The 8,657-nt window shown below is 63.4% G+C and carries 7 protein-coding genes; 2 read left to right on the top strand and 5 right to left on the bottom strand.

The genetic code is table 11. From position 1 onward, the window contains the following. On the top strand, nucleotides 1-580 hold a 580-nt coding region (locus IVB32_RS19135), incomplete at its 5' end, for a mucoidy inhibitor MuiA family protein (RefSeq protein ID WP_247410928.1). 192 nt (nucleotides 581-772) lie between these two features. Here the strand turns inward: IVB32_RS19135 and IVB32_RS19130 are convergent. The 5 genes from IVB32_RS19130 to IVB32_RS19110 all read right to left on the bottom strand — a co-directional run bounded on the left by IVB32_RS19130 (nucleotide 773) and on the right by IVB32_RS19110 (nucleotide 6,701). After that, a complete protein-coding gene (locus tag IVB32_RS19130; RefSeq protein ID WP_247294061.1) occupies nucleotides 773-2,128 on the bottom strand; it encodes an esterase-like activity of phytase family protein in 1,356 nt (451 codons plus the stop codon). A gap of 84 nt (nucleotides 2,129-2,212) precedes the next feature. Continuing rightward, a complete protein-coding gene (locus tag IVB32_RS19125) occupies nucleotides 2,213-3,109 on the bottom strand; it encodes a carbohydrate ABC transporter permease (RefSeq protein WP_018453844.1) in 897 nt (298 codons plus the stop codon). Further along, a complete protein-coding gene (locus tag IVB32_RS19120) occupies nucleotides 3,102-4,058 on the bottom strand; it encodes a sugar ABC transporter permease (RefSeq protein ID WP_018453845.1) in 957 nt (318 codons plus the stop codon). Before IVB32_RS19120 ends, IVB32_RS19125 begins: the two co-directional genes overlap by 8 nt. A 167-nt stretch (nucleotides 4,059-4,225) precedes the next feature. Continuing rightward, nucleotides 4,226-5,569, bottom strand: coding sequence for an extracellular solute-binding protein (locus tag IVB32_RS19115; protein ID WP_018453846.1), 1,344 nt, complete (start codon nucleotides 5,567-5,569; stop codon nucleotides 4,226-4,228). 88 nt (nucleotides 5,570-5,657) lie between these two features. Continuing rightward, nucleotides 5,658-6,701 carry a C-terminal binding protein gene (locus IVB32_RS19110; protein ID WP_026232607.1) on the bottom strand — a complete coding sequence of 348 codons (1,044 nt, stop codon included), beginning with the start codon at nucleotides 6,699-6,701 and terminating at the stop codon, nucleotides 5,658-5,660. A gap of 252 nt (nucleotides 6,702-6,953) precedes the next feature. Between IVB32_RS19110 and IVB32_RS19105 the strand changes: the two genes are divergently transcribed. Then, on the top strand, nucleotides 6,954-8,639 hold the full coding sequence (locus IVB32_RS19105) for a methyl-accepting chemotaxis protein (RefSeq protein WP_026232608.1): 1,686 nt from the start codon (nucleotides 6,954-6,956) through the stop codon (nucleotides 8,637-8,639). Nucleotides 8,640-8,657 lie beyond the last annotated feature (18 nt).

Here is an 8,657-nt window from a genome sequence, read left to right as displayed (position 1 = left end):
CGCCAAGAGCCTGCGCATCGCCTCGATGACCGTGCCCGCCGATCTCATGGTGCGCGCGGCACCGGTGATGGACCCCACCGCCTTCCTCGAAGCGAGCTTCAAGCAGACCGACGACACGAGCCTGTTGCCGGGCAAGGTCGCAATCTATCGCGACGGGACTTTCGTCGGCCGCGGCAAACTCTCGGCTTCGGCCAAGGACGATATCGTGCGGCTCGGCTTCGGCGCCGACGACAAGGTCAGGATCGAGCGCGCGGTGCTCAAGCGCAACGAAGGTTCGGCCGGTCTCCTGGTCACGACGTCGAAGACCGACGAGCGATCGTTCAAGACGACGATCCGCAATGGTCACGACTTCCCGATCAAGGTCGCGATTGAGGATCAATTGCCGGTCAGCGAGAACGAGGACATCCTCGTCGAGATGCTGCCTGCGACCACGCCGCCGACCGCAAGCAACATTCGCGACCGGCGCGGCGTGCTGGAATGGTCGTTCGACGCCAAGCCCGGCGAGGTCAAGGACATCAACTTCGTCTGGCGCATTCGCTGGCCGAAGGACAAGAGCATGGTGATCGTGCCGGCGGGTTGATGTGCGGCGCCGAGGTGCGAGTTGTCTTTACCTCGTGCTCGCTCACTGTCCGTCATGTCCCGCCTAGTGCGCAGTTACGCACGAGGGCGGGGCATCTAGTACGCCGCGGCCTCACGATTTGATCGCTGGCGCCGCGGCGTACTGGATCGCCCGGTCGAGCCGGGCGATGACCCGCGTTGAGAGAGCGCTGGCTTACTTCGCCTTCAGGAAGTCCGCGACATCGAGCAGCATGAACTCGTCGTCGTCGGCCTTGTTGGGATCGCGGCTGGACGAGAACGGCAGATTGTTGTCATTGCCGACGATGATGTGGGTTTCGTCGACACGATCGACGTTCTCGATGGTGAAGAACGGGAACGTGTAGACGCCGTCATTGAGCGGCTTCTTCGCCTTCTTGTCGGGATCCCTGATCTTCAGGAGGTCGATGTAGCCGATCTTGCGCACGGGCTTGCCGACATTGGCGTCGGTGAGCTCGATCTTGTAGACGCGCTTGAACTTGGCCACGTCGGGGAAGCAGTTCTCGCCGCGGGTGCCTTGCGGGCAGGCCTTTTCGGGCGTGCCTTCGCCGTTGTCGCGCTCGATGATCAGGCCGGCGCTCGGGTCGATCATGTTGAAGTCGCCGATGGCATTGCCGTTCTGCTCGAACACATACTGCCAGTAGCGGCCGGTGAATTTTTCCGCGGCGACGTCGAATTCGAGGATGCGCGAGGCTTCCTTGCCGTCGACCTTCTCCCAGTCCTTTTTCTCGGCATCCCAGAGCGGCCCCTCGAGCAGGCCGTAGAGAAACTTGCCGCCTTTCGAGGCGGCGAAGCCCTCGTAACCCTTGGAGCGTCGGAGGTTGACGTTGGTGTAGGTCGCACCCGGCGCGCCCGGGGTCGCCACCGCCCAATGATCCGGCGATCGCACGGGCTTACCGTCGGCGACCGTCTCGAATACGGCCAGAATCTTGCCGGTCTTGTCGGCCTTCAGGATGTAGGGGCCGAACTCGTCGCCGATCCAGAAGGTGTCGCCGATAATCTGGAAACCTTCGGTGTCGAAGTCGGAGCCGGTGAGGTAACGCCTCTCGGTGTCTTCATGCACGATGCGGAACGGCACGCGTCTGTCGGGATCGTGCAGGAACACGGTCTCCAGCCGCTCGATCTTGCCGCCGGCCCAATCCATCCTGTAGCGGTTGAGGTACAGCATCGAATCTGGCGAATTGGCGCGCGCGCCCATGCCGTTGTCGGTGATGACCCAGAAAGTGCCGTCCCCCATCGACTTGATACCGGAATGGCCCTGCAGCGGCTGGCCCTTGAACGGCAGCGACACGCCGGTGGCCCGCTCATAGGACTTGCCCATCACCGTGCCGAGCGCGTCGACCCGCTTCCCGGTGGTGTATTTACCGGATGTCTTGAGATCGGCGGGAGCATCAGCCGGCGCGTCGATGAACGTGGCGGCCGGCATCACGACGTGGCCGGCGAGCTTGGCGGGGAATTCGCCTTCGCTCTGCGCCAGCGCGGAGCTCGCGGTCAGAATGATCGTTGCGACGGTACTAAGCAAAGTCGCGCGCATGTGCGTCTCCTGTTAACGGAGGCCGTCTTATGCGGACCGCGCATTGCAGTTTTGTGAAACCGGGCCAAACGCCGCAGCCGACAGCTACTCCTTGACCGCGCCCGTCAGCGACGACACGTAGTAATCGACGAACAGCGAGTAGAAGATCGCAACCGGCAGCGAGCCGAGCAGCGAGCCCGCCATCAGCGCGCCCCACTGATAGACGTCGCCGGTGACGAGCTCGGTCAGGATCGCGACCGGCACCGTCTTGTTGGCGCCGCTCTGGATAAAGGCGAGCGCGTAGATGAACTCGTTCCAGGACAGCGTGAAGGAGAAGATGCCGGCCGAGATCAGGCCGGGCACCGCCAGCGGCAGCGTGATCCGCCGCAGGATCTGGAGCCTGGTGGCACCGTCCACCAGCGCGCATTCCTCGAGCTCGTAGGGGATCGACTTGAAATAGCCGATCAGGAGCCAGGTGCAGAACGGCACCAGGAAGGTCGGGTAGACCAGGATCAACGCAAGCGGGCTGTCGAACAGGCCGAACTGCACGACCACGGTCGCGAGCGGAATGAACAGGATCGACGGCGGCACGAGATAGGCCATGTAAATGCCGAGGCCGACATAGGGACTGCCGCGGAAGCGCAGGCGCTCGATCGCATAGGCGGCCAGCGTGCTCGCGATCAGCGACAGCGTAGTCGCCCCGACCGCGACCAGCATCGTCGTCCACAGCCAGCGCGGATAGGCGGTGTCGAACAACAGGTGCTTGATGTGGGCCAGCGTCGGCGAGGAGATCCAGAAAGGGTTGTGCTCCTTGTAGTTCATCAGCTCTGCGTTCGGCTTGAAAGACGTGATCGTCATCCAGTAGAACGGAAATAGGAGGATCAGCACGAAGCAGCCGAGCGGCAGATAGATCATCATCAGCCGCCGCAGCCCGGAATCCCAGGCCATGGTGTCCGGCGGCGTGGTGGCGACGGCGGCCGGCTCGGCGGCGGTATCAGTCATTGCTCTCTCCCTGCTGCCATTTGCGGCGCGCCAGGCCGAAATAAGAGAACAGCGTTGCGAACACGAGGAACGGGATCATCGACACCGCAATCGCCGCGCCCTCGCCGAGCTCGCCGCCCGCAATGCCGCGCTGGAAGGCCAGCGTTGCCAGCAAATGGGTTGAGTTGCCGGGGCCGCCCCGGGTGATGGCGTAGACCAGCTGGAAATCGGTGAAGGTGAAGATGATCGAGAAGGTCATGACGATCGCGAGGATCGGCATCATCATCGGGAAGGTGATGTAGCGGAACCGCTGCCAGGCGCTGGCGCCATCGAGCATCGCGGCTTCGTAGAGCGAGGGCGAAATGGTCTGCAGGCCCGCCAGCAGCGAGATCGCGACGAAGGGAATGCCGCGCCAGATATTGGCGGCGATCAGCGAGAAGCGCGCCGGCCAGGGCGAGCCGAGGAAGTCGATATTGGTGGTGCGCCAGTGCAGCACGTCGACCAGAAGGTAGGAGATGATCGAGAACTGCGGATCGTAGATCCACCAGAACGCCAGCGCCGAGAGCACCGTCGGCACGATCCAGGGCATCAGGATGATCGCACGCAACAGGCTCTTGAACGGAAAATGGTTGTTGAGCAGCAGTGCGAGCCAGAAGCCGAGCGCGAACTTTCCAAAGGTCGCGATCCCCGTGTAGACCACGCTGTAGAACACCGCGTTCCACCACAGGGAATCGGTGAGCAGATACTGGAAATTCTCGAAGCCGACGAAGACGCCTTTTCTGCCGATCGTCGTGTCGGTGAAGGCGAGCCAGATGCCGAGGCCGAGCGGATAGGTCAGGAACACCGTGAGCAGCCCGATCGCAGGTGCGAGGCACATCACGATCAGGAACGGCTTGTAGTCGAACAGGCGCACCAGCCAGGAGGGTTGCCGGTGCACGAGGGCAGGAGAAGAGAGTGTGGTCACGGACATCGGTTTGTTGTCCCGTCTCTGAAAGTCACCAGGCCCGTCACTGCGAGGAGCCCGTAACAAAATTGCGAAGCAATTTTGCACTGGGGCGACGAAGCAATCCAGGCTGTAACTGGGAAGACAGGCTGGATTGCTTCGCTTCGCTCGCGATGACGCGCTTTTGGCCAGCGCTACTTCTGCCGCCGGAAGTACCGCTTGCAGCGCTGCTCGGCTTCCGCGGCTGCGGCTTCCGGCGTGGCAGCGCCGGTCGCGACGGATGCGAACATCTGAATCAGCACGTAGTCGGCGCTGACGGCACCGGTCGCGGTCGAGATCGGGCCAGCATAGCCGTCATAGTAGATGGTGTTCATGGTGTCCTTGAAGATCTTGATCTTGGGATCTTCGCTCCAGACCTTGGCCTCCGCGTAAGCCGCGAGCGGCTGGGCCCAGTAGCCGGAATTGGCGTTGAGCCACGGCTCGTACTGGTCCTTTTCCAGCATGTATTGCAGGAAGGCCTTTGCGGCGTTGGGGTACTGGCTGTGCTTGAACAGCATGGCGTTTAGCGTCAGGCCCGCCATCGGCGAGACCTTGGCGACACCCTTCGGCAGCAGTTGATGTTCGCTGTCGTCGGCGATCGCCTTGGTCGCCGGATCGTTCTTCAGTGAAAAATACAGCGAGACGCCGTTGGCGGTCAGCGAGATCTCCTGCGCGGCGTAGGCGCGGTTGTTGCTGACGTCGTTCCATGACGTCGTGCCGGCGATGAAGGTCGGATAGAGCTGTTTGACCCAGTTCAGTGCGGCGATCGTCTCCTTGCTGTTGATGACGACGTTCCCCTCTTCGTCGAGCAGCGCCGCGTTGTGCGACCACAGCGCCCAGTTCGCAAAACCGTTGCCGTCGCCCTTGGCGTTGCCGAGCGCCAAGCCGGCCGGCTTGCCGGCCTTCTGAAGCTTCTGGCAGAGATCGAGGATTCCGGCATGGTCTTCCGGCACCTTGTCGAAGCCGACCGATCGCAGGATCGACTTGCGGTAGATCAGCGGACCCGCGGTCGCGCCGAACGGCAGTCCGATCCAGGCGTCGCTCTTGTTCTTCTTGCCGTAGCGCTGCGCCAGCGGCAGCCAGCCGCCGTACCGCTTGCCGACATAGTCGGCGACGTCGGTCAGCTCGATCAGCTTGTCGATATAGATGTGCGGCGCATCGGAGAAGCCGATGATAATATCGGGGCCGGCACCGGAATTCGCGGTCACCGCGGTCTGCTGGTTGATGTCCTCCCAGCCGACGAAGTCGACCTTGACCTCGACCCCGGTCTCCTTGGTGAATTTGGCCGCATTGGCGCGGAACACGTCCTCGTCGGCCTGGACGAAACGTACCGGTCGCAGCATGCGCAGGGATGCGCCTTTCTCGATCGGCAGTTTCGGTGTGGGGACGTCCGCGGCCTTGATCGCGGATTGCGCATTTGCCGGAGCACCGGTTGCCGCGATTGCCGCAGCGGACAGGCCCAGCGCCAAGGCATCACGACGCGTGATGTCGTTCCTCATCGGTTCCTCCCTATATGTTTCCCTTCCCGGCGTTGATCGCCGGTGAAGGGTCTTTCCGGTTGCCGGCGCGCCTTCGCGGCCGTCCCGTCTAGCTGTTCGGGCCGCGGTCCATGCTGACAGGCTGCCAGCGGCGGAGCGCGGTGTCTTGCAGCACCGACGGATTGACGCAGCTTACCGGCCACATGCCCTGAAGCACCAGTGACAATTCGTAGCCCACCCGGCGCTTGCGCGCCTCGTCAAACCGTGCCGAGGCGGAGGCGACGTGGGCGGTCAGGGTGACGTTGTCCATGCCGAGCAGCGGATTGTTGTGCGAGGGCGGCTCCTTCTCCAGCACGTCGAGGGCGGCATGGGCGATCCAGCCCTCCTGAAGCGCCTTGATCAGGCTTTCCTCGTCCACGGTGGCGCCGCGACCCGTGTTGATGAAGACGGACCCCTTCTTCATCTGCCGGAAGTGCTTCTCGGTGAGCATGTGATGCACCTCGGGCCGGGCGGGGGCGTGCATCGAGACGAAGTCGGATTGCGACAACACCTCGTTCAGCGTCGCCGGAATCACGCCGTGGTCGGACATCAGCGTTTCCTGGATGAAGGGATCGTAGGCCATCATCCGCAGGCCGAAGGGAGCTGCGCGTTTCGCAACCGCACGCGCCACGCGGCCGAACGAGATGAAGCCGAGCGTCTGGCCCATCAGCCGCGGTATCTTCGACAACGCCGGCCGGCCCTCGGCCCAGCGGCCGCTACGCACCATCCGGTCCTGCTCGACCAGCCGGCGGAAGCCAGCGAGCAGCAGCATCATGGCATGGTCGGCGACCTCCTCGATGAAGGTGTCGGGGATGTTGGTGACGGGAATGCCGCGCGCGGTCGCGGCCTTGATGTCGACGCTGTCGACGCCGACCGAGCCCAGCGTGATGACCTTGCAGCTCTCCAGCGCGTCGATGATGGTCTTGGTGATCGGGATGCCCTTGGCGTAGATGGCGTCCGCTGTCTTCGCGGCGGCGATGAACCCGGCCTCGTCGGCCGGCGCCTCGACGATCTCGGCGTCGATCGGATCGAGCGCCTCGCGCTCGTAGGAATAATCGCTGCTCGCGACCGTGAAGCTCGCGCCCTTCGGCGTCACCACCCTGTATCTCGGCATGTCCTGCTCCCGATTTGGTTTCTTGTTGTGACCCATGCTTTGCGCGGGCCTTTGCGTCTTTTACGCGAAATCGAGGAGGTCGCGTACAATTCCCGGTTGTCATTGAGGCGATTTATACGACTGGTTCGACGTCTTCTCCGGGCTTCTACGGGGCGCCCCGTAACAGCTTGCTAAGGGGTCACCCCCTAAAGGTTAATTTGATTTCGATCGATTCACTCGCGCGTCCTTATCCCTGTGTTGCCGGAGCATCCCGTGAAATTAAGCAATATGAAGATCGCCCCCAAGCTCGGCATCCTCGTCGGCGTCACCTTGTTCGGACTGTGCATTTCCGGGATCCTCGCCGGATACCTGATGAAGCAGGAGATGGTGAACGCGCGCATCGATCAGGCCAAGGCGATCGTGGAGATGGGGCGCAACTACGCCGCTGCCCTCAAGAAGCGGGTCGACGCCGGCGAGCTGACGAAGGATGCGGCGATGGCCGAGATTCGTCGCTACGGCAATGCAATGACGTATGACAACGGTGCGGGCTATTTGTTCGGCACGTCCTATGACGGCATCACCCAGCTCGCGCCCGATCCGAAGCAGATCGGCAGCAACCGCATGGATGTCGTGACCAACGGCCGCAAGCTGTCTGCCGAGTTGATGGACGGGGTCAAGGCCAATGGTTCGATCCTGCTGTATTATGAATATGTGAAGCCCGGCCAGGAGAAGCCGATCCGCAAGCTCGGCTACGCGGTCGCGGTCCCCGGCTTCGACATGTATCTCGGCACCGGCGCCTATCTCGATGATATCGACGCCAAGATGGGTCCGGTCTACTGGCTGCTCGGCTTGGCCATGCTCGGTATCGTCATCGTCGCCGGCAGCGTTGCCTGGCTGATCGGTCGCAGCATCAGCCGCCCGCTCGCCCTGCTCGGAGCCCGCATGAAGGATCTCGCCGAGGGCAAGCTCGACGGCGACATTCCGGGCGTCGGCCGTGGTGACGAGGTCGGCGCAATGGCGTCGACCGTCCAGATCTTCAAGGACAACGCTGTCCGCATCCGCGACATCGAGAAGAGCGAAGCCGATGCCAAGGATCGCGCAGCGGCGGAACGTCGCAGCGTGATGGAGGGCATCGCCAGCGACTTCGAACGCAGCGTCAATGGTATCGTCCGCTCGGTCTCCTCGGCTGCGACGGGCATGCAAGCCACTGCGCAATCGATGACCGCGACCGCCGGCGACGCCTCGTCGCGTGCGGCGACGGTCGGCGCGGCCTCGCAGAGAGCGTCGGGCAATGTCGGCACGGTTGCCGCGGCTGCCGAAGAGCTGTCGAGCTCGGTTGCGGAGATCTCGCGCCAGGTCACCCGCTCGACCGAAGTGGCGAGCCGCGCTGTCAACGACGCCGAGCGCACCAATGCCACGGTGCAGGAACTCTCCACCGGCGCCGAGAAGATCGGCGAGGTGGTCAAGCTGATCCACTCGATCGCGGCACAGACCAATCTGCTCGCCCTCAACGCCACCATCGAAGCGGCGCGTGCCGGTGAATCCGGCCGCGGCTTCGCCGTCGTCGCTTCCGAAGTCAAGGCGCTGGCCAACCAGACCGCCAAGGCCACCGAGGAAATCTCCGCCCAGGTCGCGGCGATGCAGACATCGACCAGCGATGCGGTCGCCGCCATCGGCGGCATCACTCAGACCATCGCCGAGATGAGCGAGATCACCGCGGGCATTTCCGCGTCGATCGAGCAGCAAGGCGAGGCGACCCGCGAGATCGCCCGCAACATTCAGTCGGTCGCGGCCGGATCGAACGAGATCAACGCCAATATCGGCAGCGTCACCTCGGCCGCGGAAGCGACCGGCACGGCGGCAAGCGACGTGCTCACCAACGCTCGCGAGCTCGACAGCCAGTCCGGCGCGCTGCGCAGCGCAGTCGACGGCTTCCTCGCCAAGGTGCGCGCGGCGTAGGTCGCCACACCAAAGCGA

Source organism: Bradyrhizobium sp. 23, from assembly GCF_023073295.1.
Lineage (GTDB): Bacteria > Pseudomonadota > Alphaproteobacteria > Rhizobiales > Xanthobacteraceae > Bradyrhizobium > Bradyrhizobium canariense_D.
This window is presented reverse-complemented; position numbering and strand designations above follow the sequence as displayed.